The organism is Flavobacterium limnosediminis JC2902 (genome assembly GCF_000498535.1).
Taxonomy (GTDB): domain Bacteria; phylum Bacteroidota; class Bacteroidia; order Flavobacteriales; family Flavobacteriaceae; genus Flavobacterium; species Flavobacterium limnosediminis.
In genome coordinates, this window is sequence record NZ_AVGG01000007.1 from 15,361 (window position 1) to 40,973 (window position 25,613).

19 protein-coding genes are annotated in these 25,613 nt (G+C 38.1%); 6 read left to right on the top strand and 13 right to left on the bottom strand.

The genetic code is table 11. From position 1 onward, the window contains the following. Window positions 1-33: 33 nt before the first annotated feature. Window positions 34-828 (top strand): hypothetical protein, encoded by a 795-nt coding sequence (locus FLJC2902T_RS07340; RefSeq protein WP_023579169.1) that lies wholly within the window; start codon window positions 34-36, stop codon window positions 826-828. Window positions 829-931: 103 nt separating this feature from the next. Further along, window positions 932-1,447, top strand: coding sequence for a hypothetical protein (locus tag FLJC2902T_RS07345; RefSeq protein WP_023579170.1), 516 nt, complete (start codon window positions 932-934; stop codon window positions 1,445-1,447). 42 nt (window positions 1,448-1,489) lie between these two features. Here FLJC2902T_RS07345 and bshA read toward each other — a convergent pair whose 3' ends face one another. The 9 genes from bshA to FLJC2902T_RS07390 form a co-directional block, all read right to left on the bottom strand. Beyond that, on the bottom strand, window positions 1,490-2,623 hold the full coding sequence (gene bshA, locus FLJC2902T_RS07350; RefSeq protein WP_023579171.1) for an N-acetyl-alpha-D-glucosaminyl L-malate synthase BshA: 1,134 nt from the start codon (window positions 2,621-2,623) through the stop codon (window positions 1,490-1,492). A 67-nt stretch (window positions 2,624-2,690) separates the two neighbouring features. Beyond that, complete coding sequence (locus FLJC2902T_RS07355; protein ID WP_023579172.1) at window positions 2,691-3,161, bottom strand: DUF1801 domain-containing protein; 471 nt, start codon at window positions 3,159-3,161, stop codon at window positions 2,691-2,693. A gap of 31 nt (window positions 3,162-3,192) precedes the next feature. Then, complete coding sequence (locus tag FLJC2902T_RS07360; RefSeq protein ID WP_023579173.1) at window positions 3,193-6,099, bottom strand: glycoside hydrolase family 3 N-terminal domain-containing protein; 2,907 nt, start codon at window positions 6,097-6,099, stop codon at window positions 3,193-3,195. A gap of 40 nt (window positions 6,100-6,139) precedes the next feature. Beyond that, the gene (locus FLJC2902T_RS07365) at window positions 6,140-6,622 is read right to left on the bottom strand and encodes a hypothetical protein (RefSeq protein ID WP_023579174.1); all 483 of its coding nucleotides are present in this window, start codon (window positions 6,620-6,622) and stop codon (window positions 6,140-6,142) included. Between the two features lie 352 nt (window positions 6,623-6,974). Further along, window positions 6,975-7,766 carry a (Fe-S)-binding protein gene (locus FLJC2902T_RS07370; protein WP_035677788.1) on the bottom strand — a complete coding sequence of 264 codons (792 nt, stop codon included), beginning with the start codon at window positions 7,764-7,766 and terminating at the stop codon, window positions 6,975-6,977. 64 nt (window positions 7,767-7,830) lie between these two features. Then, the gene (locus FLJC2902T_RS07375) at window positions 7,831-9,159 is read right to left on the bottom strand and encodes a (Fe-S)-binding protein (RefSeq protein WP_023579176.1); all 1,329 of its coding nucleotides are present in this window, start codon (window positions 9,157-9,159) and stop codon (window positions 7,831-7,833) included. Between the two features lie 19 nt (window positions 9,160-9,178). Then, on the bottom strand, window positions 9,179-10,135 hold the full coding sequence (locus FLJC2902T_RS07380) for an MlaD family protein (RefSeq protein ID WP_023579177.1): 957 nt from the start codon (window positions 10,133-10,135) through the stop codon (window positions 9,179-9,181). A 55-nt stretch (window positions 10,136-10,190) separates the two neighbouring features. Continuing rightward, entirely contained in the window at window positions 10,191-11,315 is a 1,125-nt protein-coding gene (locus FLJC2902T_RS07385) for an N-acetylmuramoyl-L-alanine amidase family protein (protein WP_023579178.1), read from the bottom strand. Between the two features lie 5 nt (window positions 11,316-11,320). Then, window positions 11,321-12,394, bottom strand: coding sequence for an N-acetylmuramoyl-L-alanine amidase family protein (locus FLJC2902T_RS07390; protein ID WP_035677790.1), 1,074 nt, complete (start codon window positions 12,392-12,394; stop codon window positions 11,321-11,323). Window positions 12,395-12,465: 71 nt separating this feature from the next. On the opposite strand from FLJC2902T_RS07390, the gene FLJC2902T_RS07395 reads away from it, so the two are divergent. Together FLJC2902T_RS07395 and FLJC2902T_RS07400 are read left to right on the top strand one after the other, a co-directional pair. Continuing rightward, window positions 12,466-15,198: a putative LPS assembly protein LptD gene (locus FLJC2902T_RS07395; RefSeq protein ID WP_211233882.1), complete on the top strand. Its 2,733-nt coding sequence runs from the start codon at window positions 12,466-12,468 to the stop codon at window positions 15,196-15,198. Window positions 15,199-15,284: 86 nt separating this feature from the next. Then, complete coding sequence (locus FLJC2902T_RS07400) at window positions 15,285-15,665, top strand: RidA family protein (RefSeq protein ID WP_023579181.1); 381 nt, start codon at window positions 15,285-15,287, stop codon at window positions 15,663-15,665. 201 nt (window positions 15,666-15,866) lie between these two features. Here the strand turns inward: FLJC2902T_RS07400 and FLJC2902T_RS07405 are convergent, their stop codons facing one another. From FLJC2902T_RS07405 to FLJC2902T_RS07420, 4 genes are all read right to left on the bottom strand, one after another. Further along, on the bottom strand, window positions 15,867-16,721 hold the full coding sequence (locus FLJC2902T_RS07405) for a BadF/BadG/BcrA/BcrD ATPase family protein (protein WP_023579182.1): 855 nt from the start codon (window positions 16,719-16,721) through the stop codon (window positions 15,867-15,869). Window positions 16,722-16,969: 248 nt separating this feature from the next. Further along, a complete protein-coding gene (gene gap, locus FLJC2902T_RS07410; protein ID WP_023579184.1) occupies window positions 16,970-17,971 on the bottom strand; it encodes a type I glyceraldehyde-3-phosphate dehydrogenase in 1,002 nt (333 codons plus the stop codon). A gap of 151 nt (window positions 17,972-18,122) precedes the next feature. Further along, window positions 18,123-19,109, bottom strand: coding sequence for a 6-phosphofructokinase (gene pfkA, locus FLJC2902T_RS07415; RefSeq protein ID WP_023579185.1), 987 nt, complete (start codon window positions 19,107-19,109; stop codon window positions 18,123-18,125). A 130-nt stretch (window positions 19,110-19,239) separates the two neighbouring features. Next, a complete protein-coding gene (locus FLJC2902T_RS07420) occupies window positions 19,240-23,676 on the bottom strand; it encodes a translocation/assembly module TamB domain-containing protein (RefSeq protein WP_023579186.1) in 4,437 nt (1,478 codons plus the stop codon). Between the two features lie 198 nt (window positions 23,677-23,874). On the opposite strand from FLJC2902T_RS07420, the gene tsaD reads away from it, so the two are divergent. Continuing rightward, window positions 23,875-24,897 carry a tRNA (adenosine(37)-N6)-threonylcarbamoyltransferase complex transferase subunit TsaD gene (tsaD, locus tag FLJC2902T_RS07425; RefSeq protein ID WP_023579187.1) on the top strand — a complete coding sequence of 341 codons (1,023 nt, stop codon included), beginning with the start codon at window positions 23,875-23,877 and terminating at the stop codon, window positions 24,895-24,897. A gap of 1 nt (window position 24,898) precedes the next feature. Further along, on the top strand, window positions 24,899-25,603 hold the full coding sequence (locus FLJC2902T_RS07430; protein ID WP_023579188.1) for a 16S rRNA (uracil(1498)-N(3))-methyltransferase: 705 nt from the start codon (window positions 24,899-24,901) through the stop codon (window positions 25,601-25,603). The last annotated feature ends 10 nt before the right edge of the window (window positions 25,604-25,613 follow it).

Below are 25,613 nucleotides of genomic sequence, written 5' to 3' on the forward strand. Positions count from 1 at the left end.
TTATATTAGCCAAGCTAATTAATAACCAAAAAAATGAAAAAAAGATTCTACCTGCTTGCTGCTGTTTTCAGTGGCCTACTACTATCGTGCTCTTCCGATGATTCCGATAATGGAGGAAACAATAGTTCGGATACAAATTTTACAATTCCGCTGACAATCGGAAAATATTGGACTTATGATGTTGAAGGTGAAGGTGTAAATACCCGTGATTCATTATATATTTCCAATGACACCATCATTGCTGGGAATACCTATAAAAAATTTAAAACCAGAGAGAACCTTGCTACCGGATTTTATTCTTCTTCCCTGAGAAATAACGGTGTAAGAGAAGTGGATCACAAATTGCTGTTATCCGGTGATTTATCATTAGCAGATGGGCAACAATTACCAATCGGATTGGATTTATCGCTGCTCGATTTTATCATTTTCAAGAAAAACGCGACAAATGGTGAAGTGCTTTCCACAAAATCCGGCTCGTTTCAACAAACTGTAGAAAGTTTTCCGCTAACTATAAATTATACTTTACAATCTAAAGGAGGTGAAACCATACCTAATTTCACATCACCTAACGGAGATACATACACAAATGTAAGAACTTCAAAAATTGTATTAAGAGTTACTATCACAACGGTGATATCAGGCTTACCGATTACAGTTTTACCGGCACAGGATGTTATAACTTCAACCCAATATGTAGCTGACGGTATCGGGGTTGTCTATACAAATACTGTTACAACTTATAACATAAATGAATACGTCGCATCAGAATTAGGCATTCCATCAACAAACACACAAACACAGGAAGAATTTTTAGACACTCACAATTAATTTTAAAAAAAGACGTTTGGTTTTAAATTAAAATGTTAAACTTAAAATCTTTTACAGACTTAAAAAAAGTTAGGTCTACATTTGTTAAAACAAAGTTTTATTTATGAGAAAATTAATTTTATCTGCCGCTGTGTTAATGGGGTTAAATTTTAGTGCACAAGCACAGGGTTTAAAAAATGCGCTTGGTTTACGTCTGGGTAATAACGATGGTTTTGGTGCAGAAGTTTCTTATCAAAGATGGTTGTCACAGAAAAACCGTCTTGAATTGGATTTGGGATGGAGAGATTCCGATAATTATGATGCTGTAAAATTAACCGGTATTTACCAATGGGTGTGGAATATTGAAAACGGCTTCAAATGGTATGCAGGTCCCGGTCTTGGCATAGGAACATGGAACACTGACCATCACGATCACGGTCATGACCATGATGAGCACCACGATGATTCCGGAAGTTTTTTAATAGCCACAGGGGACATCGGAATCGAATACAACTTTGATTTCCCGTTGCAGCTTTCCTTTGATTTCCGTCCGGAAATTTACGTAAGCGGAGAATACAGCGATGTGAGAGATAGCCACTACGGAGGTGATTTCGGATTAAGTGTCAGATACCGCTTTTAATAATTCAAAAGTCCCCAATTTAGGGGACTTTTTTATTTAAATTTATTTAAACTTTTTTATGGCCCTCTCATAAAGGTCTTCATAAAGAGGCATAATCTTCAGGATGTCAAATTCTTTTGCCAACTCGAAAGCGTTTCTCTTAAATTTATGCAACTCGGCATCTTCTGATAATATAGAGATTGCGTTTTCAGCCATCGATGCCACATCGCCCACGTCACTCAGATATCCTGAAAAACCTTGCTTATTCACTTCAGGCAAACCACCTGAATTACTTGAAATAACGGGAACTCCGCAAGCCATTGCTTCCAGTGCAGCCAACCCAAAACTTTCTGTTTCAGACGGTAACAGGAAAAGATCCGAAAAACTCAGAATCTTATCAATTTCATTACTGTTACCGAAGAAAATCACTTTGTCTTCGATTTTTAAATCTGCACACATTTTCTCAGCCACTTCACGTTCAGGCCCTTCCCCAACCATCATTAATTTGGACGGAATTTGTTTCTGAACTTCGTAAAATACCTTGATAACATCCGGAATTCGCTTCACTTTTCTGAAATTCGATATATGTGTGATGATTTTCTGATCCTGATTCGCCATTAATGAACGTTCACAATTAAGTGTTTCATTAATCGGCTCTTTGCTTATTTCAATGAAATTGGGAATAACCTCAATCTCTCTTTTAATATCAAACAACCTATAGGTTTCCTCTTTTAAACTTTGGGAAACCGAAGTAACATAATCAGACTTATTAATACTGAAAGTCACAGCAGGCTTATAAAAAGGATGATTTCCCACCAAAGTGATATCGGTACCGTGCAACGTCGTGATCATCGGGATTTTTATGCCTTCGCTTTTCAGCATCTGTTTGGCCATATAACCTGCATAAGCGTGCGGTATAGCGTAATGTACATGCAAGACTTCAATTTTATGAAGTTTTACCATATCGACTAATTTACTGGATAAAGCCAATTCATAAGGCTGATAATGAAATAAGGGATATTCGGGTACGTTTACTTCATGATAATGAATATTCGGATTTAAAAGTGCCAGGCGAACCGGTTGGCTGTACGTTATGAAATGAACTTCATGACCGCGGCGGGCAAGCTCTAAACCCAATTCAGTAGCAACAACCCCACTACCTCCAAAGGTTGGGTAACAAACGATTGCAATCTTCATTTTTTTGTTTTAAGTGGATACTAAATTAAACTAAAAAAGTAAGGCAATACCCTGCTTTTAGATAATATTAACGTTGTTTTGAACTTTGATTTAAAATGGACTCATATTTAGAAATCCAATCTTCCACAGTCATTTTCTGAAACAATTCGGCTAATAACTCATACGGAATCTGCTCCGGCTTTTTAAATCGGATACAGCTTTTTCCCATATCCAATTTCGTTTTAACATGATTAGGATATTCGGAAGTGAACCAATCCAAAAGATTTTTATCGGAATAGATTCCCATATGATAAACCGCAATAAAATTCTTTTGGGAAGCAATGCTTAAAAAAGGAAGCGGAGTTTTCGGGTCACAATGATACCCATTCGGATAGATTGAATGTGGAACCACATAACCCAGCATTCCATACCCCATGCTTTCCTGGAAACCTTTCGGTAAATTTTTTGAAATTACCGAGCGAAGTTTTTCCATGGCTGTTTTTCGGTCATCGGGTAACGAATCAATATACTCTTGTGGTGTTTTTGCTGTAGATTGCATGAAACTGATTTTTTATCTAAAGTAAAAAAAATTATCTCACAATTGCTTCATAAATGACCTTTTGAATATCTTCCCTGATATTTTCTTTGGATAATTTATTCTCGGTAGCGGTGGGGAATGTTCTGTTTGATAAGAAAACGTAAACCAATTCTTCCTGAGGATCAGCCCAGGCAATGGTTCCCGTAAATCCTGTGTGCCCAAAACTTGTCATGGAAGCACACCCGCAAGTTGGCCCTTCACCGCTTAATTGCGGTTTATCAAAGCCCAATCCGCGTCGATTTCCTGTATTACAGTAGGCACAGGTATTGAAAATTTCAAACGTTTTATCCGTAAAATATTCACGATCACCATAATGTCCTTTTTGCAGGTACATTTGCATCATTTTTGCCACATCCATGGCATTGGAGAACAATCCGGCGTGACCACCTACTCCGTCCTGCATGGCAGCGCCCATATCATGAACATAACCTTGTACTTTCGTATGTCTGAAATAGTTGTCCATTTCTGTTGGTGGAATAAGGCTCATGTCCATCTTTCGAAGTGGATTATATGTCATCGTATTCATTCCTAAAGGCTTGTAAAAGTTGTTATAACTCAGAAAATCCAAAGAACGGTGCGTTGTTTTTTCAAGATATTCCTTCAGAATGATAAAAGTGAAATCACTGTATTTATATTGTTTTTTAGGCAATAATTTGCTTTCAGCGATGCGTTTCATGATAGTATCATTGTAATCTCTCCTCAAAAACAAATTTTCCGAAACCTGCAATGGGTATTCTGCAGAATATGTTTTACGGTAATAATTTTTAGACGGATGTTTAGTGCTGTCTAACGTTGACTGATAAAAAGGAATCCAAGCCTGTAAACCTGCCTGATGCGCCAATAGTTCTTTTAAATGAATATTTTTCTTATCCGTTCTTTTGAATATCGGCAACATATCACCCAACTTTGTTTCCATCGTAATCTTGTGCTTATCATACAACAACATCAGATTAGGCAACGTCGATAATATTTTTGTCAGAGAGGCTACATCATACACATCCTGATTCGTCACTTTTGTATCCTTGGTATAATCATGATAACCGAATGCTTTCTGATAGATAACTTTTCCTTTTCGGGCCACCAAAACCTGCATTCCCGGTGTCATCTTGCCATCGATGGCTTTTTTGGCCAATGCATCAATTTTTGATAAAATTTTGGGGTTCATCCCTACACTTTGAGGTGTCGAAAAAGACAGTATTTTATCGGTTTTAACAGTTGTTAATCCGGTATCCGCTTTGAAGAAATCATTGATGGAAACCGGTATTTTTCCTTTGGCTCCAACAGCTCCGAAAATAATTTCTCCGGCAACAGTTTGGGCAATATCATTATTCTGATAGGCCAAAACCACATTTTTTATATTCCCGAAATAGTTAATCGGCAGTAATGTATAAGGCTTAGCAAAAACAGCTAAAACAACATTATTATGTCTTGAAATGGAGTCTAAAATAGCCAGTTCTTTTGCTTCGAAATTATGTTTTTTCCAGGCTCCGTCTGCTTTGTGGAATCCTACTATCACTCTCGAATAGCTTTTCAGTTCCTTCATAACCAAATGAATACTATCCAAATACACTTCAGTAACGGGTGCATAACTTCTCAGTGTACTTAAAAATGCCTGATTCTTATCGTCACCTAATTTCACATAGGCAATTTTTTCGTTTTCAACATTTTTTATCGGGAATTGCTTCTCTTCTTTCTTTAAAACCGTTACCGCATTTTCATACAACTGATAATTCAGATCTTCATATTCGGGCGCATTCAAATCTTCGTATAAATTATTCAGATCTATAGGTTTGTAATTTGCCAGTCCTGCCCTGAATTTATACTTCAGAATCTTTTTAACGGAATGCTCCAAACGCTCATCGGTAAATAAAGTATCGGTATAAGCCTGACAGAATTTCTCAACGGCCACGGGAACATTTTCAGCGAAAAGCAAAATATCATTTCCTGCTAAAAAAGCCTCCAGATCAATATCTCCGGGTTGTTTGAAATTACTTGCTCCTTTCATATTAAGGGCATCCGTAAAAATCAGTCCGTTAAAACCCAATTCTTTTTGCAATACATTGGTAACCACATGATGGGATATGGAAGTTGGATAACCTTCTCTGAATTCAAGGCTTGGTACATTTAAATGCGCAACCATTACACTGGCCAATCCTTCTTTAAAAAGTTTTTTATACGGATAAAATTCAACCTCATTCAGACGCTCTTTGGAAAATGTAACCGAAGGCAACGTATGATGTGAATCGGTGGAAGTGTCGCCGTGTCCCGGGAAATGCTTACCTGTAGCAAAAACCCCTTCACTTTGAATCCCTTTCATTAAGGCTAGAGCCCTTTCGGTAACACGCTCTTTGTTTTCCCCAAAAGAACGGTTTCCGATGATAGGATTATTTGGGTTGGTATTAATATCCAAAACGGGCGCGAAATTGAACTGAAGTCCGAGTCTTTTCGTTTGTTTTGCCATTTGCTTACCCATTTTTTCGATGAGTTTCAAATCCTGAACAGCACCTAAAGTCATGTTCCACGGATAGCGATAGGTTGAATCCAAACGCATGCTTAGCCCCCACTCGGCATCAATCCCTACAAAGAGAGGAATTTTAGATTTGGCCTGATATCTGTTGGTTAATTTAGCCTGACGAACCGGTCCGCCCTGAAAAAAGATAACGCCTCCAATTTTATACTCCTCTACAAGTTTATCGATGGATTTCACATGCTCACCGTCTTTATTGGAATAAGCAGCTACCATGAAAAGTTGTCCTACCTTTTCTTCAAAAGTAAGCTGATTGTAAATGCTGTCCACCCAAACTTTTTCTCTTGCCAACGTATGGTTGTTAAAATAAATTTCGTCTTGGGCAAAAGCAAACTGGCTTATAAAAACTAGTATAAAAAGGAAATATCTCATTTAAAAAAACTTGGTAATTATCAAATCGCAGGACTACACTTTAAAAAAATCGGTTGTGCCAACTTTCTTTAGCAGGAACCTCCCAAAAATCCTGCCATTCTCCGATTGTATTTACTAAATTATTAAAAACGATTGTATTTTCGGAAACGGCTTTTTCTTTAGCCATTTTTTTGAAATCGATCAGTGTTTTATACGCGATGTGTTCTCCTAATTTGAAGGTAACGTTCATCTTGTCTAATAAATCGACGTCGTATTTCTTCTCCAGACTCTGAATAAAACCCACTGAAGCATCTATGGAACATCCGGTAGCCGGCTGAATCGTCTGATCGATTGCCAACACTATGAAGCGGTTGTATTTTGTAACAAAAGAAGCATGAAGACCTGCCCCGTGAGCCGTCCACTCTTCTATGAAATTTTTCATGGAAGTTTCAATTTCTTCTAATTCTTCTTCAGAAAATTTTCTGTTCGACTGATAAATCCAGATTCTGGATTCTTCGGGAAGTGTATTAAAATCTACGTACATAATTTTTTAAGTAAACCACAAAAATAACCTTTTAGAATTAGAATGCGGAAAACTTAATTTATTTTTAGCATAAAAAAAAACCATTGCAGCGCACAGACACAATGGTTTTTTACAACAATTATAACTAACCTCTTTTTTTAGTCAATTTTATGAAGCGACATTCATCACTTTTTTAATTCTTTATCTAAGATACTATAATTAAAAATCAAGCATTCAAATAATCCGTTCAACGGCTATAAAATTTGATGAAAAACATTGAATCCGACGAAAAAACAAATTAATCCGATGAAAAAAAGCCATAAAAAAAGCCACAACTTAAATTGTGACTTTTATTATTTATAAGGCCTTAATTTTACAAATCCTGAGCATTAGCAATTAATTCAGCTACATCCATGACCTTAATCGAACCTTCTTTTTCCTTGAATTTGATTCCGTCGGTTAACATAGTGTTACAGAACGGACAACCCGCAGCAATAATATTCGGTTGTGTTTCCAAGGCGTCTTCCGTACGTTCCACATTTATGTCCTTATCCCCTTTTTCAGGTTCTTTGAACATTTGCGCTCCACCTGCTCCACAACATAAACCGTTTTTCTTTGAGCGTTTCATTTCCACCAATTCGGCTTCCAACTTCTGAATTAAATCACGTGGTGCTTCATAAACATTATTAGCACGACCTAAATAACAAGGGTCATGGAAAGTAATTCTTTTTCCTTTAAACTGTCCTCCTTCAATCGATAAACGACCTTCATCCAATAACGATTTTAAGAATTCCGTATGATGAACCACTTCATATTTCCCACCCAATTCAGGGTATTCATTTTTAATGGTATTAAAGCAATGCGGACAAGCTGTTACGATTTTCTTAATCTCATAAGCATTCATAACTTCAATGTTCGTCATTGCCTGCATCTGAAACAAAAATTCATTCCCGGCACGTTTTGCAGGATCTCCGGTACAACTTTCTTCTGTACCCAAAACCGCAAACGACACATTGGCCTGGTTTAATAATTTTACGAAAGCTTTGGTTATTTTTTTTGCTCTATCATCAAAACTACCCGAACAGCCAACCCAAAATAATACATCCGGTTGTTTGCCCTGAGCCATCATTTCGGCCATTGTAGGTACTGTTAAATTTGCTGACATATCTTTTATATTAGTTGCAAAATTGCGAAATCGCAAAGTCGCAAAGTTTTTAAAATTGATTAAATTATGCTTCGTCTTTCCAGTTTAAACGATCCATTTGATTGTATTGCCATGGCGCACCATTATTCTCGATATTGGTCATCATCGCATTCAATTCGGTTGGCGCGGCACTTTGCTCCATTACCAGATAACGTCTCATGTCCATAATGATGGAAAGCGGACTGATATTCACCGGACATTCTTCCACACAAGCATTACAAGAGGTACAAGCCCAAAGTTCTTCCGGAGTGATATAATCGTTCAGTAATGATTTATTATCGGGAACAAAAACACCTTTATTACTGTCGATATTCCTTCCTACCTCTTCCAAACGGTCGCGTGTGTCCATCATGATTTTACGCGGCGATAATTTCTTACCGGTCTGATTGGCTGGACAAGATGAAGTACAACGTCCACATTCAGTACAGGTATACGCGTTCAATAGTTGAACCCAGTTTAAGTCCTGAACATCACTCGCACCAAATTTGGCAGGAGCTGCATCTGCATCCGGAGCCGGAGCTGCGAAAGGATCGGCATTCGGATCCATCATCAGTTTCACCTCGTTGGTTACCGATTCAAGATTGTCGAATTGTCCCTGAGGTTTCAAATTTGCAAAATACGTATTTGGGAATGCCAATAAAATATGCAAATGTTTCGAATAATATAAATAGTTTAAGAAAACCATGATACCGCCGATATGAAGCCACCATGCTCCTTTTTCAAGCAAATGAACAAGGCTTTCCGACATTCCGTCAAACATTGGTGCAATGAATTGGGAAACCGGAAACGCACCGGCACTTTCATATCCCGGAGCACCTATTGTCTGCAAATGCAAATCGGCAGCATTCATTACAAGGAATAAAGTCATCAGCACCACTTCGAAATACAAAATGTAATTTGCATCATTTCGCGGCCATCCGTTTAAGTCGTTATGAATAAATCTTTTTAACTTGACGATGTTTCTTCTGATCCAGAAAGTAACAACAGCAACGATAACAAGTAATGCTAAAATTTCAAAAGAGCCGATTAGGAAATCATAAAATCCGCCCATAAAAGAAAAAACACGGTGCGTACCAAAAAGTCCGTCGATTACTATTTCCAGAACCTCTATATTGATAATGACAAATCCGATGTAAACGAATATGTGAAGAATTCCGGCTATAGGCCTTTTTACCATTTTTGACTGACCCAATGCAATCATGGCCATATTTTTCCATCGCTCCGAAGGATTGTCTGAACGGTTTACATCCTGACCCAATTTAATGTTTCGGATAAGTTTCTTTACGTTTCCGGCAAAATATCCACCTCCTAAAATAAGAAGTATTGCAAACAATATATTGTCTAAATAACTCATAGGCTTGGTTTAAATAGTTCTATTTTTTAGGTTGTTCTTCTGTAGGTGCCACATAAGGCTTTTCTTTTTTGCCGAACATGGAAACATTCACGTAACGGGTTGGATGCAGGCGTACATCCTGTAGCAGTAATTCCAATTCTTTTGATGCTTTTGTCAGATTGTTATACATCGCATCATCTTTCATCAGTTTACCCATTGTTCCTTTTCCGGATTCCATATCGGCCATCATTTTATTAACGCTGGCTAATGTTTTCTCAAGATTTTCAACGGTCTGACCTAATTTGGCTTTTTCCAGATCATCTGAAATTTTAGCGAAATTGCCTGTAGTTTTATCCAGATTGGTTACAACCGAACCCAGTTTTTGTTTGTTATCCGCCACAACCTTATCTAAATTTCCGGAAACGGAACTGAAATTGGTCATCGTTGTATTTAACTCGGCAATTGTTTTCTTAAGGTTTTCTTTCGTTTTAGCATCTAAAACATCATTGATATTTGTGATCAAAGCATCTGCATTTGCTAAAACTTTATCTAATTTTTCCTGAATCGGAGCTAAATTTTTCTCTAAAGAAGCTGTTAAACCTAATATAACTTCCGGTTTCAGATAATCTCCGGACTGCGCATAATTGGTATCCTGAAAATTAGGATTGATAGCAATTTGTTTTCCGCCGATAAATCCGGGTTCGTAGATACTTGCAGTACTTGATTTCGCAACCGGAACATCGTTATCCATCTGAATTTCAACCAACAATTTTCCTGTTTTTTCCTGAATCGTTATGGTATTCACTTTTCCAACGGTCAGACCATTAATGGTTACTGCTGCTGAAGGCGCCAATCCTTCAACGTTATCGTATACGACATAAAATTTTCTGGTGGTGTCAAATAAGTTTTTTCCTTTTAGAAAGCTGTATCCCCAAAAGAACAGCAATATGGAACCAATGACTAAAACTGCGGTTTTTACTTCTCTAGTAATTTTCAAAATCGATATATTTAAAGAACAAAATTAAAACAAAATAGTTTAGAATCGTTTTATATTAACGCAAAGCTTCTTTCAGAGGCACTTTCTGACCGTTTTTATATGCTACGATAAAAGCCGAACTGTAGCCTTTTGCCTTGGCTTCTTCCAATAATTTTTTAGATTCGTCAGGGTCTTTTGTGTTTCCGTAGAAGTACTTGATGATATTTCCGTCGTCTTCCATCGAAATAGTATTCAAACCATTAAAATTGCTTGGCACCAGGTCTAATTTTTTGGTACTAGCAGAAATCTGAACTTTAAAAACCAATCCTTTTTCACCATTTACTTTAACCTCCTTAACTTTTGGAGTATCAACTTTTATTTCTCTTTCGGGAGTTTTTGGTCTTTCAATAGGCACATACTCTTCCGTCCCCGGAACAAAATATTCTTTCTTATAATCCAGAATCGCTTTAGCAATGGCCTGCGCTATTTGCTCCTGACCTTCATCAGAACTTAAAAAAGCTCCTTCTTCCTTATTGGAAACAAACCCCATTTCTATCAGCACACGGGGCATGTATATTTTTCGAAGCACCAGGAAACCGGCCTGTTTTACACCGCGGCTTTTTCTGTTCAGCCCATCTTCAAAACCTTCCTGAATACCAGCTGCCAGTTCGATACTCTGATCGAGATATTCTTCCTGAATTACGGTCATACCGATTACGGATTCGGGTGAATTCGGATCGTAACCGTCGTATTTTATTTTATAATCTTTTTCTAGCGTAACCACCTCATTCTCTTTTCGTGCCACTTCTAAGTTAGAGGCATTTTTAGTTACCCCCATCACATAGGTTTCCGTTCCGCTGGCAACCTGATTCTTATTGGCGTTACAGTGAATGGACACAAAAATATCAGCCTTGGATTTATTGGCAATTTCCGCACGTTCGTCCAAAGGAATAAAAACATCCGTTTTTCTGGTGTAAATCACCTGACTTCCCGGATCACTTTCAAGAATTCTCCCCACTTTAAGGGCAACATTCAGCGCGTTGTTTTTTTCGACATAACCATGATATGTTGCACCAAAGTCGTTTCCGCCGTGACCGGCATCAAGAACAACCCTGAATTTCGCATTATTTTGAGCGTAACCTGCACCGGTGGAAAGCACTAATGCAAGCAGCGTGGATTTAAAAAAAACATTCATTTTCATACTCCTTAATTATTTATTTCATTCCCGGCAACAATGAAAGCCGAGTCATATCCCTTCTTTTTAGCTTCTGCCAATAATTTTTTGCAATCAACATCCGTGGAAACGTTTCCGTAAAAATATTTATAGTACCCTTTTTCAAAAGTTCTTGAAACATTTTTCAACCCTTTGAAATTGGAAGGCTCTGTTGCAAGTTTCCTCTTGCTCGTTGCTATCTGAACTTTATATTCTTTCCCTTTTATTTCTTTTATGGGTGTATCTTGTTTCGGTTCGGTTTCCTCTTTCGTTACTGTTTGCTCTTTAACACCTGAAGTCCCCGTAGTTGCAAAATATTCATCTTTATATTGTATAATTGATAGTGCTATGGCCTTTGCCATTTCATTTTTTCCTTTTTCAGACCCCAGATAACTAGCCTCATTCTTGTTGGAAATAAACCCCATTTCTATTAAAACACCAGGCATACAGGTGGCATCCAATACCCATAACGGTTGCTGATGAACACCTTTGTTTTTTCTGTTAAGCTGGTTTGCGAATTTATTCTGGATAGAACTGGCAAAATCTATGCTCGATTTTAAGGACTCTTCCTGTAAAATTTTTAAACCTATCAGTGTTTCAGGATTATTAGGATCGAATCCTTTATAGTTTTTCTTATAATTGGCCTCCTGAAAAATAACAGAGTTTTCCGTTTTGGCAATTTCAAGATTTTTAGACGATCGGGAAAGCCCCATAACTAAGGTTAAAGAACCATATGGCTTTGATGAAGGATTTGAATTGCAATGCACCGATACAAACAAATCCGCTTTAGCCTTGTTTGCTTTATCCGCTCTTTCCCTTAGTTCTACAAAAACGTCTGTTTTTCTTGAATATAAAACCTCAATATCAGTGTCATTCTTCAAAATTTTCCCGATTCGCAATACCACATCGAGAGCTACTTCCTTTTCCTTTAATCCGTTTTTTATGGCTCCGAAATCCTTACCTCCGTGACCGGCATCCAAAACAACCTTAAACTTAGATTGCGACAACATTAAATTAGACACCAAGAACACGAATAAGCATAAATATACTCTAACTTTAAATGGCATATAGGACCTAATAATTTTCAATGGTTATAATTTTACTAAATACTTAATTTTGACAAAAAATATATGTAAGTTTGACCCGTCAAAAATTGAGCCACATTTTTACAAAAATAGTATTAAAAGCGTTGCGTACAAACTTATTTCATATCGTTTTATTATCAATTTTCCTAACACTTGGAAATTTGAAACTTCAAGCCCAGGAAATCCCTTCCAAATCAATCCCTGTACCCGCTGTAAAACAGAAGGATAGCTTAAATTTAGGTCTGAATGACGTTCTCAAACCGGCTGACACTGTCAAGACGGTTAAGAATGACAGCATCAAAAAAAAGCAGCCTATTCTGGACGGAATTGTAAAGCGTAAGGCTATCGATTATGAAAAAATCGACCAGAAAAAGAAAGAACTTACCTTATACAATGAGGCCGAATTAATCTATAAAGACATTGAACTGAAGGCAGGAATTATCGTTTTTAACTATGAAAAAGACGAAGTATATGCCGGGAGGATCAAAGACAGTCTCGGAAATTACTCTCAAAACCCTGTTTTTAAACAAGGTCAAAATGTGATTGAACCCGATTCCATTCGTTTTAACACGAAAACCAAGAAAGCTCTGGTTTGGAATTCAAGAACACAGCAAGGTGAGTTCAGGGTGAAGGCCGAAGTAAGTAAAAGGGAAAACGATTCGGTTTATTTCATGAGAAGTGCCCGATTTACCACTTCTGAAAACATAGAAGATCCCGAATATTATTTTCTTGCCCGAAAAATAAAATTTGTCCCTAAGAAAAAGGTAGTTGCAGGTTTTACCAACATGGTAATTGCCGATGTCCCCACCCCACTTTTTTTACCGTTTGCTTATTTCCCGATGAGTGAAAAGTCGGTGTCCGGTTTCGTTATTCCTACCTTTGGTGACACCCAGGAAAAGGGTTATTATTTTCAGAATGGAGGATATTATTTTGCGTTAAGCGATTATTTTGACCTACAGGTTTTAGGGGATTATTACACCAACGGAAGTTATGCAGCCCGATTTGAAAGCAGTTATGCGAAGCGCTACAGATTTAACGGAAGGGTAAACTTCCGATTTGAGAATCAGATAAATAGTGAAAAGGGATTTCCGGATTATTTCAGATCCAGACAATATAACATCCAATGGTCACACAGTCAGGATGCCAAGGCTAGTCCGAATTCAAGATTTTCTGCGTCCGTCAATTTAGGTAGCAGTCAGTATTTCAGGCAATCTTACAACCAGTCTAATATTGGTTCGTCGTTAAACAACAACCTAAGTTCTTCTGTTTCCTATTCTAAAACATTTCAGACGGTTCCTCAGGTAAATTTCTCAGTTGCGGCAACACATTCACAAAATACCAATACAGAGGAAATTGACATGACATTGCCTACATTTCAGGCCAGCGTGGACCGTATTTTCCCTTTTGCTCCCAAAAACGGAATCAAAAAAGGAATTATAAAAAATGTTAATTTCCAATACAGCATCAGAGGTGAAAACAGAATTCATACAACTGATTCTCTTTTCTTTAAACCGGGAATGTTTGATGAGGCAAGAAACGGATTTCAACACAGTATTCCGATCAGTACTAATTTTAAAGTCTTCAAATATTTCAGTGTTACGGCAGGTTCATCTTATAGTGAAGTTTGGTATTTCAAAACAATAAAAAAAGAATTCAGCGATTCCACAAATAAGGTGGAAACTACCGATGTTAACGGATTTGACGCTTTCAGAACGTATGATTTCAATTCACGCATCGGAACCACAATTTACGGTACCTTTAAATTTAACGAAAAAAATAAAATTCAGGCTATCAGACACGTAATGACTCCAAGCGTTTCCTATGTGTACACCCCCAGTTTCGATCAGTATTATGATACCTATGCTTTGGATGCCACCGGAACAAGATATGCAGATTACACACGTTTTGAAGAAGGAATTTTCGGAGCACCCGGGAAGAACAAATCGAACAGAATCGGAATGTCTATAAACAATACTTTTGAGGCCAAGGTGCGTGATAAAGACGAAACCAAAACCGAACCTAAAAAAGTGATGTTGCTTAATAATTTACTTTTTTCCACGAGTTATAATATCGCCGCCGATTCATTGTCCTGGTCTCCAATGCAGGTATCCGGGGGGACACAATTCTTTGACAACAAATTAAATCTAAATTTCGGAACCACATTAGATCCCTATGCAATTGATAATTCCGGACGACGTATTGATAAATTCAACATCGATAACGGAGGAAGTCTTTTCAGAATGACAACGGCAAACATGACAATCAACTACTCACTTTCCAGTGCCGATGGAGAGGGTAAAGGTGATGCCTCCCAACAAACGGTATTAAACGGCGGTCGTGAGGATGATTTGTTTGGTCGCGGAACCGATATGAGCGATCAGAGACAAAGTCTCTTCAGTAAAGAGGATGAAAAAAACAAGGAGAAGAAAACCACCGAATTTTACCGTTTGAAAATTCCTTGGAATTTAATCTTAGCCTATTCCCTAACCTATTCCAATACCAATCGTGAAAATGAAATCGTCGGAAACTCATTAATGGCGTCCGGAAACATTGATCTGACACCAAAATGGAAAATGGGCTTTTCATCTGGATATGATTTTGTTCAAAAAGGTATATCCTTTACGCAACTCCGATTCGAAAGGGATCTATTGAGCTGGAGAATGAGTTTTAACTGGGTACCTATCGCGCCGTATACAAGCTGGGGGTTCTTCATTGGTATCAAGTCATCCGTCTTAAGCGATATCAAATACGACAAACGTAATTTACCGGACCGAACTTTGAGGTAGATTGACAAGACAAGAGGCAAGAGACAAGAGGGAGGAAATTGGCTTTGAAATACTACACGAAAACTGAAATCTAAGTTTATAAAAACATGAAAAAAATAATTTTTACGGAAAAGGCACCGGCTCCTATCGGACCTTATAACCAGGCTGTTTTGGTTGGAAACACACTATATACCTCGGGACAGATTGCAATTAATCCGGCTAATGGCGAATTGGTTTTGGACAACATCGAAACAGAAACCAAGCAGGTGATGGAAAACATGAAAGCCGTTCTGGAAGCCGCAGAGATGACATTCGAAAACGTGATAAAGACTTCTATTTTCATTAGTGACATGAACGATTTTTCAAAAATAAATACCGTTTACGGAAGCTATTTTGACGAAAAAACCGCTCCGGCACGCGAAACGGTTCAGGTGGCTTGTCTGCCCAAAAACGTAAATGTTGAGATCTCTATGATTGCAATTAAATAGGTTTCAGACAGCTTTTTCAATTAAATGAATTTAAAGGCGGACACGTTTACGGATTTCCATGGGCGTGTCCCACTTCCATACTTCCGGCGGGCCGGGCTATACGCTGCAAGTCCTCTCTCCGCTCTGCTACGTTGCGGGCTTTCCGCTGCTATCCCTCACGCAACCGTTGTATATTAAATCACGACTTATGAATCTAAGATATTAATGCGTGGTTACCGCATGGTAATTTATCAATCCGTCAATGGGTTTTCTGTACACGTTTCCGAGTTTCAAACCGTTTTTGGTTAAAACAGTATCCAATTCCTCCTTCAGATAATAAGCTATCGAACCGATAAAATGTACCGGTACCTCTTTACAGTTTTCGAATTGCGTTATGTAAAAATCCACGAAATTCTGCATGTCATTTAAAATGATTTTCTGAAGGAATTCTTCGTCTTTATGCTGAATTAAAAACTTTGCAAAAGTTGCCAGATACGCATTCGGATTGGGTGATTTGTACAAATTGTGTTTGATCACATCGGCATCCAGATCGTATTCCTTTTCAAAAATATCCGCTAATGCTTTTGGCATCTTGTTGAAATAATACGCACGGATTAAATGGCGTCCGAACTGGTTTCCGCTGCAGTCGTCCATCGCCAGATAACCTAACGACTGTACTTTCTGATGCAATTCTTCTCCGTCGAAATAACTGCAGTTAGAACCCGTTCCTAATATACAAACGATAGCCTTCTCGCCTCTTGGTGTTGTGGCGAAAACCGCTGCGTAAGTATCTTCCTTGACTTCAACGTGGGCATTGGGAAAATACTCTTTAAGAATTTCGGTCAGATGATTTTTCATTCGGTCTGTTCCGCAACCCGCTCCATAGAAATATATTTCCTTTACGATGGGCGCATTTTGGGCAATGTCGAATCTGTCGTTAATTCGTTTGATAACCTCTTCTTTTGTTAAAACTTCAGGATTTAACCCTAAGGTGCTGGCTGTAAACTGAATATTTCCGTTATCGTCTAAGGCAATCCAATCGGCTTTTGTGGAACCGCTGTCTACTACTAATTTCATTTTTGTTTTTTAAGATTAAGGATTCCGGAATATCGGATATTGCCTGATTCCGGAAAAAATGTTTAAAAAATGCCTTTTGTTTGTTTTTAGCCCCGACAGCAGCGGCATCCTTTTTTTGCTTTTATATATGGCAAAAAAAGATAGAGCGGATGGCGGGAAAATGGCTCAAAAAAAGCACTTTGTTCTGCTTCTAAAAATAAAAAAATCCCGTTGAAATAAACGAGATTCTGAGGACTTTTTTTACTATACTATAATCCTGCAATATGTACGGACAAATCTATTAGTTTTGATGAATAGCCGTACTCATTATCATACCAGGCAACAATCTTATAAAAGGTTGAATTCAAGCCAATTCCCGCTTTTGCATCAACAATACAGGTACGCGAATCAGACACGAAATCCCGTGAAACCACATCGTCTTCGGTAAAGCCCATAATTCCTTTCATAGACGTTTCAGAGGCATTTTTTAGTACATTCATGATTTCGTCATAGGTAGTCGCTTTCTTTAATTTCACGGTCAGATCGACTACAGAAACAACAGTAACCGGAACACGCATCGACATTCCCGTTAGCTTACCTTCCAAAGCCGGAATCACTTTTGCCACCGCTTTTGCCGCTCCTGTTGATGCAGGGATAATGTTCATCATTGCCGACCTTCCTCCTCTGAGATCGCGTTTGGATAGTCCGTCTACTGTCAATTGTGTGGCAGTTGTCGCGTGAACTGTTGTCATCAATCCTTCAACTATTTCAAAATTATCATGCAACACCTTAGCTAATGGCGCCAGGCAGTTTGTGGTGCAGGAAGCGTTGGAAACAATTACATCGGTAGGTTTTATTTTGTCATGATTTACCCCCATTACAAAGGTTGGCGCATCATTCGAGGGAGCCGAAATCACAACTTTTTTCGCACCACCTTTAATATGATTATAAGCCATTTCCACTGTAGTAAATGCTCCGGTGCATTCAGCAACGACATCCACCCCCGCTTCATCCCACTTTAAATCTGCCGGATTTTTTTCTGCTGTAATACGGATTTCCCTGTCATTTACAAATAAATGACCATCCTTAACCTCTACTTTTCCTTCAAAACGGCCATGAACAGAATCATACTGTAATAAGTAAGCCACATGTTCCACACTTAATAAATCATTGATAGCGACTACTTCAACGTTGTCCCTTTTAATACTTTCGCGGAAAACTATTCGTCCTATTCTTCCGAATCCGTTAATTCCTAATTTTACCTTTGTCATATTTTTTTGCTTTAGGCAATAGTCTATAAGCTTTATGCTGATTACTATTGCCTCATTCTTTAATTATCTATTTTATTTTGCCTCTTGTCTCTTGCTTCTTGCCTCTATTCTCTATTCTCTATTCTCTATTCTCTTGCCTCTTCTACTCCCTCTAAGTCGACATAATATCGGAAACCCTTACCAATTCCTCATCAATTTTCGATTTGCCTTTAACCGCCTGTTCCAGAGGTGTCAGCTGAATGACATCACAATCTATTCCTACCATGAAATTAGTTTTTCCTTCCAATAAGGATTCCACCGCTTTCACTCCTAATCTCGATGCGAGAACCCTGTCAAAACAAGAAGGGGAACCACCACGCTGTATGTGTCCGAGAACGGAAACACGTACCTCATATTCCGGCAGGTTTTCTTCAACATAATCTTTTAATTCGAACACATTCTTCCCTATTTTATCGCCTTCGGAAACAACAACGATACTGGATGATTTTCCGGAAGCTTTGCTCTTTTGGAGCGATTCGAGCAAACGGTCCAAGCCTAAATTTTCTTCGGGGATCAGGATTTCTTCAGCACCGGCTCCGATACCCGCATTCAGGGCAATGTGGCCGGCATCGCGTCCCATGACTTCCACAAAAAACAATCGGTTATGTGAATTGGCCGTATCCCTTATCTTATCGATAGCCTCTACAACGGTATTAAGTGCCGTGTCATAGCCAAGGGTGTATTTTGTTCCGAAAATATCATTGTCGATGGTTCCCGGAATTCCCATGACCGGAAAACCGAACTCTTTGTTAAAAACCATTCCACCAGTGAAACTTCCGTCTCCACCAATAATAACCAAAGCGTCTATTCCGTTTTTTTTGAGACTTTGAAATGCTTTCAGGCGACCTTCAGGTTTCATGAATTCCTTAGACCTTGCCGATTTTAATATTGTTCCGCCTTTATTCACAATATTTTTTACGGCTCTTGGACCCATTTCGGTTATATCACCTTCAATCATGCCTTCAAATCCGCGATAAATACCCATACATTCAATCCCGTGAAAAGCACAGGTTCTTACAACAGAGCGTATTGCGGCATTCATACCGGGAGCATCTCCGCCCGAAGTTAGCACGCCGATTCTTTTAATACTTGCTGACATTACAAATTTGTTTTTAATAAATTTAGTAAATAAAACACATAAAAAACTGAAGAATATCCGATTTTTCATCGAAAAACGAATTCCTTAATGCTGTAATATCGAAAAAATCAGCAGTTATATTGCAGGTAAGTTATTCTATCTCAGGAACTTTTATAGGTTCCTTCTTAGGCTCAGCGGCTTTTTTATTTTTTTTGGTTTCAATGTATTTGATGAACTCCGGCGTCAAATCGGAATCCGGAAGCTGGTCTACAGGATTTTTAACAGTATCATCACCGTCTTTTTTAGAGAAAATTTTTCTCCAAAGTTCCCGCAAATTGTTAAAATCGACCTGATAGGACAAACCGACCCCTTGAGTATAGCCGACCCCTTCTCCTACATAATTGATGTCATTTTCACGGTTAAACACTCTGGCTTTCAGACTTCCTTCCTTATTCATCAGCATTTGCAATTCCACATTACCAACAATAGCCGATTGCTCCGTTCCTCCAACGGGTACACCGAGTTTTCCGTTGATCGTAATTCGATCGTTTATCTGGGTAGACATGGTAACTCCTACGGTACTTTGGGTTTGCAGCAGAGGGTCCCTGTCACTCTGAACATAATTCAAACCAACTTTAAACTTGTCATCATCTCCGGTGAGGATATCATTAAATACTGTACTTGCCTTTTCAAACAAAGTTCCGGTAACCGAATTGGCCGCATTATCCGGGGAAAGAAATCCTCCTCCCGATAAAAGTGCAATTGCTTGGGTTTGACGGGTGTCCTTATCACTCAGTTTATAATCGATTTCCGATTTCAAAACAGAACTTACGGTTGGGAATTCAATTCTAAAATCGGGTTCCGGGGCGCTTAAATTTCCGCTAATTGAGATCACAACTTCTGTTGGCACTTTTTTATTAAAAGAGGCATTATCCAGAATTACAGCAGGATTCGCTTCGGTTTTATAAACAGCTTCAAGATTTAAAGCCGCGTTTAAGGGTTCGCCATACCAACGAATGGTGCTGAATTTTTTTACCTGGAATTTTTTATCTACTAATCCACCATATTTAAAATTGTATTCTCCTTCATACACCTGATAGTCTCCCGTCATAATAAATTTCCCGAGCGTATTGATTTCCATATCGATGGTACCTTCCCCTTTTCCTTTCATGGAATGACCTGTGTTTCGATCCAGGATGATTTCAATTTCAGCATTTTGATTGATGTCCAAACTGAAATCCAGTTCCAAGCCTTTGTATTTATTTTCGGCTAGAGGAATTCCTTTCCCTTTGTTCTCTTTTTCTTTTTCAGTAACAAAATGAATAAACGAATTATTGGCCTGACCTTGTGAATCATTCACCGGAATTTTAATTGAAGTCCCTTTATTCGATTTCGCATCGACTGTCACGACTAAAGCATTTGTTGGTCCTTTAATACTTGCTTTACCATCAATGAAAGCAACGCCGTAATAAGCAGCATCTTCACTGTCTTTGGTATCCAAAACGAGCATGTTATCCGACTCTATATCCAAATCTACAGCCCAATCTGCTAATTTATTATGCCTTACACTTCCGTTTAATATTCCTGATGTGTTGTATTTAGTATCTGTAATTTCAATTCGTCGGAAAAGGAACTGATGCTCGGTCACATCCACAACCGCATTGGGCTCCATATTAAAGTCGACGCCCAGATACGGCACCTTCATTCCGGCCTCATTAAGGTAAAGTCGTCCGTCAATTTCAGGGTCATTAACCGTGCCTACAATAGCGGCCTGACCGGAAGCAAATCCGCGCACATCCGAGAATATACTTCCCAATAAGGGTCCGAAAGCTCCAATGTTAAATCTTGAAAAGCCCGTATCCAGAGATAACAAACTCTGACCGTTCACAATTTCGACATTTCCTCTGAGATAGAAGTTTTCCACATCATCGTTTTTGATAGTGGAATTGACGTTGAATTTCCTGAATGAATTATCACCGGTAACCTGTAAATCAAGGTTACCCAAATCGTAATTGTTTATTTTAAGTGAATCGACCGTTAAAGTCGATGCGGGCTGATACGCTTCATTATCCTGTTTTACACTCACGTTACCATTTAAGTTTCCTCCGAACGACAAATTGGTAAGTGAGGGCGTCACCTTGGCCAAATCAATATTATCGAATGAAAGCCGGACATCTTTATGGTTTTTACCCAACAGCATACCGGACAGTTCCATTTTCTGATCATTATGTGTCAGCGCAATTTTCTCAATGGAAAAATCGGTCAGTTTTTTATTGAAAACCACCTTATTATCATTGCTGTCATTTTCATTCAAATACCATAAGTAATTTTTGAAATTGACTTCCGATTTTTTAAAACCGACCACCGATTTATTGTCCTTATCAATAGTGTGATAAAGATTCAGGTTGTAAAAATCCTGATTTTTAATTCCGCCTTTAAACTCGGAACGGACAAACATGGTGTCGTTCATGGTAACGTTGATCAAACTGAAGTCGGAAACCTTGTAATTCTTCGTTTTAATACTGTCCAGCTCAATGAAAGCATTATATAGCGGGTTTTTATTGTCGACATTTATCCGGATATTATCGAAACTGTTCTTATAAGCCACTACATTCGGTGAGGAGAAATTCATCATGAAATTCCCTTCATCGGCATTGATTTTTCCTTTTAAAACCGTGTTTTCAGATAACGTTATATTGGGATCAAAAACCTCGATAATCTTGTTGTTGATAACGAAATCGAAATCCAGAAACTGACCCGGATTCAGTTTGTTGGGAGAATAGTTGGCATACAAACTACCCAATGCGTTTTCAACTATTTTCGAAACCTGATTCACTTTGAATTTCCCGACCACTTTTCCCTGAATAATATCAGGTGAATTCACGGTAATTGTTCTTACACGATCCGCATCGAAAGTGGATTCAACGTGAAAATCTTCAAAGAAATAGGTTTCCTTTCTGTTTTGGTACGAGGCGTTATTCACTTCGAGCAATCCCTCAATATCGTCGATGGTATTTCCCTTCGCATTAAAACTCAGTTGCCCTTTAAAAATGGCGATGGAATCTTTCTTTCTAAAATTCAGCAAATGCAGATCGGCATAATCAATGTGTGCCTTGAAATCGTAGTTTTTAACCTTCGAACTTAAATCAATCAGACCGTCAAAATCCATCTTCAGATTCGGATCATTACTATTGAAATACCCTTTAAAATAAGGCATTTTCATTGTTCCGTCCAAAGTGATTTCCTGATAGGTGTACCCGTTATATCTGAACTGATGGATCTGACCTTTCACGGAGGTATTCAGGTGTTTTTTATCAAACCCTTTCCCGTCAACATCCAAATCTAAAGTGGCACGCTCAATGTCTTTTTGTCCAGTTAAAGTACCTAAATCAAAATTATGCAGAGAAACAAACCCTTTATATGTAGCATTATTGATGTTGTTAATGTTAGTCATTGAAAGCTTTGACTCCAATTTACCTAAACCGGACAGCATAACAATATCGGCGTCAATGGTTTTTCGAGTCAGTTTCACATCACCAATCAAATTGACATTTCCCAATTTTTTCAATACCGGCGGAAGACTTTTCCCAAGAACCCTCGGTAAAATTCCTTTCAGATTATCATAATTCGAACTAACCCTGTCGAAGTTACCATTCATATAAAACTCCTTTTTCTTATTGAAAAGATTTCTGAAGTTCACTTTTCCGATGATTTCCGTTTGGTTACGATCCAATAAGCGCAAATCGTTCAGTACAAAGTCATTTAACGTACCTGTTAGGTGTGTATTGAGATAAAAACGCTGATTTTTACCGAACTCGTTGTAGAAAAAATTAAGTTCATTGGAGGAAACCGATGCCTTTTCCATTTTGACATCGAAGACAACCTTGTTATTGAAATCGGTAAAATCTTTCGGATGGTATTTTAAAGTCACATCGCCAATTAAAGTGGATTCATCCGTTTTCAAATCCATTTTTTTGAGGATGATGTTTTCCTTTGTATAGGTAAAATCGGCTGCAAGATTCTCGACAATTAACCCGCGATGGTCTTTTAATGCTAATTTTTTAATGTTGGCAGTAACATTAGGCCCTTTGATGAAAAAATCTTCCAATTCACCGTTCAGGTTTGTAAAATCCAATGGTTTGGTGGTTTGCAGATTTTCATCAATTAAACGAAAACGGCTGTTTGCAAGATACAATGCATCTGCTTTCAGTCGAAATTTTCCGGAACCCGGTTTTCCATTATCAAATGCGGCAACAAATAAATCGAGATTCGTTTTCTCCTCCCCTTTGTATTTTTTTAATTTAAAATTCAATCCGTCCATTCTGGCTTCTCCAAAGAACAAACGGGAATCTTTTAATTCCTTAAAACTTAATATATTGGATTGCAATCGATTGACGTAAAAAAGCGTGTCTTTGTGGTGATCGGATATTAAAATTCCTTTCAGTTTTACACTTCCGAAAACAGAAATGGCCACTTTTTCAATTTTTATATCGGTTCCGAAATCATCGTTGATTCTTTGGGTAACCTTATTAGCTATTTCAGTTTGTACAACAGGCAGTGAAAGCGTAATACCAAGCAGTAATAACAACAGGATAATTCCTATAATTATTCGAAGTGTTATTTTTTTAAATTTTTTGATACCCTAATTTGTTTTAAATTTGTCGAACCGACTTGTAAATTTAAGCTTTTAATGAACATTCGCAAGCATTTTTAACTTGCAATGGAAAGCTAAATTCAAAGATAATACAGTCGGCAGAAATAGTAATACAAATTTCGTGCCTTTTTTATGACAAAACCGCCAATTTACATCCTTGCCATTGAAAGTTCCTGTGATGACACCGCAGCAGCCGTACTTGAAAACAACAAAGTTTTATCAAATATTGTTGCCCGACAGTCCATTCATGAAGAATACGGAGGTGTCGTACCTGAGTTAGCATCAAGAGCGCATCAACAGAATATTGTCCCCGTAATTGATGTGGCGCTAAAAAAGGCAAACATTGACAAATCGCAACTTTCAGGTATCGCCTTTACCCAGGGTCCCGGATTAATGGGGTCACTTTTGGTTGGGAGTTCCTTTGCGAAATCCATGGCATTAGCTTTAAACATTCCTCTCGTTGCTGTACATCATATGCATGCACACGTTTTAGCCCATTTTATTGAGGAAGAAGGCTTTGACAAACCGGAATTCCCTTTTCTGGCGATGACGATTTCGGGTGGACATACCCAAATTATCAAAGTGAAGAGCTTTTTCGACATGGAAGTCATCGGAGAAACTACAGATGATGCGGTAGGTGAAGCCTTTGACAAGAGCGCTAAAATATTGGGACTTCCCTATCCCGGCGGGCCATTAATCGATAAATTTGCCGCAGAAGGAAATCCGAAAGCATTTCAGTTCACCAAGCCAAAAGTAGACGGTTTGAATTTCAGTTTCAGCGGATTGAAAACCCAGATTTTATATTTCATTCAGAAAAATGTAGCTCAGAATCCGAATTTCATTCAAGAGAATAAAAACGATATTTGTGCTTCCATTCAATATACCATCATTCAGATTTTAATGGATAAACTGAAATTGGCTGTAGCCGAAACCGGTATCAATCAGATTGCTATTGGCGGAGGAGTTTCTGCTAACTCAGGCATCCGAGCAACTTTAAAAGAAGGTGAGCAAAAATACGGTTGGAAAACCTTTATTCCGAAATTTGAATACACTACCGATAACGCTGCCATGATTGGTATCGTTGGCTATCATAAATATCTGGAAAACCAGTTTGAAGACGCATCGGTAGTATCTAAAGCACGTATTGAATTTTAATATGCAATTATTCTACAACCCCGATATAAATTCAACTTTAAATGAGTTTTCTTTCGACAAGGAAGAAAGCAAACACATCGTTAAAGTTTTACGTAAAAAAGAAGGCGATATTTTACATGTTACTAATGGATTAGGATTTTTATTTTATACAGAAATCATCTTAGCTTCCGATAAAAAATGTACGGTTAAAATCAATGCGACCGAAACGCAAAATCCAACTGATTTTTATCTTCATTTAGCTGTGGCGCCAACAAAAATGAACGAACGATTCGAATGGTTTCTGGAAAAAGCAACCGAAATTGGTGTTCATGAAATTACACCTTTAATCTGTGATCATTCCGAAAGAAAAGTGATAAAAACAGAGCGTTTTGATAAAATCATTCAATCGGCCATGAAACAATCGTTGCAGTATTATTTACCAAAACTAAATGAACCTGTTTCATTCAAAGATTTCATCAACCAAAAACACGAAGGTAAATTATACATCGCCCATTGCGAGGAAACCGATAAAAAATTACTGAAGGAAGCCGTTCAGGTAAAAGAAAAATATGTCATCCTGATTGGTCCTGAAGGTGATTTCTCTGAAAAAGAAATAGAGTTAGCCTTAAAAAATGATTACATTCCGGTATCTTTGGGGAACACGCGATTACGCACCGAAACTGCCGCTGTGGTAGCTTGTCACAGTGTTGTTTTTGCAAATGAATAAAAATATACAA

Bases quoted from the DNA above. Each gene is read 5' to 3' on its own strand.
- FLJC2902T_RS07390 (WP_035677790.1), bottom strand. From the start codon at position 12,394: ATGCCATTTAAAGTTAGAGTATATTTATGCTTATTCGTGTTCTTGGTG.
- FLJC2902T_RS07340 (WP_023579169.1), top strand. From the start codon at position 34: ATGAAAAAAAGATTCTACCTGCTTGCTGCTGTTTTCAGTGGCCTACTA.
- FLJC2902T_RS07400 (WP_023579181.1), top strand. From the start codon at position 15,285: ATGAAAAAAATAATTTTTACGGAAAAGGCACCGGCTCCTATCGGACCT.
- FLJC2902T_RS07365 (WP_023579174.1), bottom strand. From the start codon at position 6,622: ATGTACGTAGATTTTAATACACTTCCCGAAGAATCCAGAATCTGGATT.
- FLJC2902T_RS07385 (WP_023579178.1), bottom strand. From the start codon at position 11,315: ATGAAAATGAATGTTTTTTTTAAATCCACGCTGCTTGCATTAGTGCTT.
- bshA (WP_023579171.1), bottom strand. From the start codon at position 2,623: ATGAAGATTGCAATCGTTTGTTACCCAACCTTTGGAGGTAGTGGGGTT.
- FLJC2902T_RS07345 (WP_023579170.1), top strand. From the start codon at position 932: ATGAGAAAATTAATTTTATCTGCCGCTGTGTTAATGGGGTTAAATTTT.
- FLJC2902T_RS07370 (WP_035677788.1), bottom strand. From the start codon at position 7,766: ATGTCAGCAAATTTAACAGTACCTACAATGGCCGAAATGATGGCTCAG.
- FLJC2902T_RS07430 (WP_023579188.1), top strand. From the start codon at position 24,899: ATGCAATTATTCTACAACCCCGATATAAATTCAACTTTAAATGAGTTT.
- FLJC2902T_RS07375 (WP_023579176.1), bottom strand. From the start codon at position 9,159: ATGAGTTATTTAGACAATATATTGTTTGCAATACTTCTTATTTTAGGA.
- pfkA (WP_023579185.1), bottom strand. From the start codon at position 19,109: ATGTCAGCAAGTATTAAAAGAATCGGCGTGCTAACTTCGGGCGGAGAT.
- FLJC2902T_RS07405 (WP_023579182.1), bottom strand. From the start codon at position 16,721: ATGAAATTAGTAGTAGACAGCGGTTCCACAAAAGCCGATTGGATTGCC.
- tsaD (WP_023579187.1), top strand. From the start codon at position 23,875: ATGACAAAACCGCCAATTTACATCCTTGCCATTGAAAGTTCCTGTGAT.
- gap (WP_023579184.1), bottom strand. From the start codon at position 17,971: ATGACAAAGGTAAAATTAGGAATTAACGGATTCGGAAGAATAGGACGA.
- FLJC2902T_RS07355 (WP_023579172.1), bottom strand. From the start codon at position 3,161: ATGCAATCTACAGCAAAAACACCACAAGAGTATATTGATTCGTTACCC.
- FLJC2902T_RS07360 (WP_023579173.1), bottom strand. From the start codon at position 6,099: ATGAGATATTTCCTTTTTATACTAGTTTTTATAAGCCAGTTTGCTTTT.